Annotated in this window: 2 protein-coding genes; both read right to left on the reverse strand. The window is 45.2% G+C overall.

The window, feature by feature from the left end; translation table 11 throughout:
- The coding region (locus tag PHU49_16655; GenBank protein MDD5245641.1) for an O-antigen ligase family protein at window positions 1-1993 on the reverse strand (1993 nt) is incomplete at its 3' end.
- Between the two features lie 77 nt (window positions 1994-2070).
- Window positions 2071-2832, reverse strand: a 762-nt coding sequence (locus PHU49_16660; GenBank protein MDD5245642.1) for an adenylate/guanylate cyclase domain-containing protein, incomplete at its 5' end; no start/stop codon positions are given.

A 2832-nucleotide genomic window follows, 5' to 3' on the forward strand; every position in this document is an offset into this window, starting at 1 on the left:
TCGCGAGGCGCTCCTTCTCGGCATAGGTAATGGCCTGGCTGTATGCATGGAGCGCTTTATCGTACCTTTTCAGCTCGTGGTATACATCGCCTTCCAGCAGAAAATGCTTGCTCGATTCAGGAGCCAGGATTCTGCTTCTCTCCAGCATCTCTAATGCACTATAACTATTACCCTCTGCCATCCTCAGCATAACCACCACCCGGTACACAGAGGGATTATTTTTATCCATGACAAGGACGTTCTCTGTAGCCTTTTCGACAAAAGGAGAGGTTTTTTTAACATGGCCCTTCCTTATAGCAAGGGCTTCAAGCTCGATTCTATGTGTAAGGACATATACATCATAGGGATTATCCGCATGTGCTTTTTCAAGTAGGTCTTGTGCTTTTTTATAGAACCTCTCATCACTGGTTTCGTTATATTTATTTGCATAGAGCATACCTGCAAGATCCTCGTAGTAAAAATCGCCCCTGAGTGTTTCAAGGGCATCAATAAGGGGTAATTCGATTTCCTTTTTTGTAATATTTTTATTATATACCTTGGTTTTCCATACGATACTATCTGCCCAGGTTCTATTGATAGCCTCAAGGGAGAGATACAATAGAAATGCGCAACAAACGGTAACGGTCGCATAGGTGGCTACTAATCGCTTTCCCGTTAATACAATTTTTTGTTGAGCATGGTGCGATGAGAATGCAACCGCAAGACCGAGAATGATCCAGAAAAAGGTGGTCTGGGAGATCTCAAGCCAGCCCGACATGTCCTGTATGAGAAAGCCGGCAATAGATGCAATGAACGCCCACAGGAGTGTAGACCTATAGGTATCTTGTGCCGTCACGGAAGTCCGTATCAATGAAAGGATGACCGCGCCAAGAAAGAAGAGGTAGAGCATGATGCCCAATATGCCATTCGTCGCGGCAGACTGTAAATAACCGTTGTGCACCATGGTAGGTAAAATATCGCGCGTGATACGATTTTCTTCTGTCATCCTGTATCGGGGATATATGATTCTGAAGTTTTCAAAACCTACTCCCGCGAATGGATAGTCTCTTATAATATTGAAAGCTGTTTTGAAATAAATCAGTCGAATCTCAATTTCCTCACTCGATTTGAGGCGGTTCAACATATTCTTTGGCCCACCGTGGACGACAAAGAGGATGGAAAGCAAAATAACAAATGAGAGGATTGTAAAAACTACCCGCTTATTCTGTAAGACTTTCTTATCTTTCACATTCATCGCTATGATAAATATGGACGATATAACAATACCAATGAGAGGCCCCCTGCTTAAGGTGCTCAATGCTGTAAAAATAAAGATGAGACATATAAGACCATAAGAAATTCGTTGTATCAGAGTTTTTTTCTGGAACAGAAATGTCACCGCAAAAGGCAGGGCAAGCCCCATGAGAGCTGAGAGCATTACAGGATGACCAATAGTTGATGCCGACCTACCCTTCAGCGATATCCATGGCATAGGGTCTATATTGTAGAATTGTGCAATGGCATAAAGAGCAACAGGGATTAATGAGCCGATAAAGAGGTTGAGAATCCTCTCTATGCGTTTCGTACTTGCGGGTAGTGTCGCAAAAATAAAGAACAGAACGAGCCATAGCACGTGCGTGAAGAGCCCATTGTACCGACCATAGACTCCATGCATTGCGGTATATGCGTGGAGCGCAAAGAAGGTTGAGAATATCCACCACGCCCCGAGGCAGATCCCGCTAAAAAAAATGACTCGTGGTATGGGTTGAACCTCTCTTTTACTGATACGGTATATCCAGAGACCGGCAAGACAAAATGTGCATATTCGCAAAGCAACAAGTTTTGGAAGGGTGAAGTTAACGCTGACCTGTGTGCTGAATAAAAGCAGGACAGAGAGAAAAAGCAGTCCCATGACACAATCTTCAATAAGATAAAGACGTGAATATGGAGTATCTGTCTGCTGTGTGCTGACTTGTCTTTGCTTTTTTGTTTTCTTATTGGAATGTTTTTCCATCGCACAGAGAATCTGCTATAAGCTGCGAGACATGAACTATGAACTAAAATAGAAGGGTTTGCTGACAATAAGCCCTTCTATTTTTCCGTCATCTGCGTTACTTCTGTTACTGTGCATTCGATGATTATTGATTTTTCACCCGGGGGCACTGATTTTATGCCATAGATGCATACCGGTTCTGCTTTCCCTTTTACAGCCACCATATCAAGTCCTATCACTTTTAGATGACCCAGGTCGCTTCCAATGAGAAGGTTCCGTATCTTGTCCAGGGTTGATTCGGTAATGATGATATCGGCATCGTATTTCCTCGTGAGCCCCTCCACGCGGGCGCCGAGATTCACGTTATCGCCGATGACCGTGTAGTCCATCTTTTTCCCTTCAGCGCCGATATTCCCGACGATTACCTCTCCTGTGTTGAGGCCGAATCCTGCTGCAAGAGGCACCTTTCCTTCTGATCTCCACTTCTCCTGGAGTTCGGTCAACCTTTGCACCATGTGGAGGGCGCACTTGATGGCAAGTTCAGCGTGTTTTTCCTGGGGAAGAGGGGCTCCCCAGAAGGCAACGATCTCGTCACCGACAAATTTATCGAGCGTCCCGTCCCACTGGAAGATAATGTTCGTCATCTCGCCGAGATACTCGTTGAGGATGGCAACGACCTGTTCAGGTGAGTGTTTTTCAGAGAATGTCGTGAACCCCCGGACATCAGAGAACAGGACGGTAATCTCTCTTCTCTCACCACCGAGTTTCGCAAGGTCCGGGTTTTTGATGAGCTCGTTGACGACCTTCTCCGTGACGTAGCTTGAGAACATTCCCCGTATCTGTTTTGCGTAACGCTCTTC

Source organism: Syntrophorhabdaceae bacterium, assembly GCA_028713955.1.
Classification (GTDB): Bacteria; Desulfobacterota; Syntrophorhabdia; order Syntrophorhabdales; family Syntrophorhabdaceae; genus UBA5609.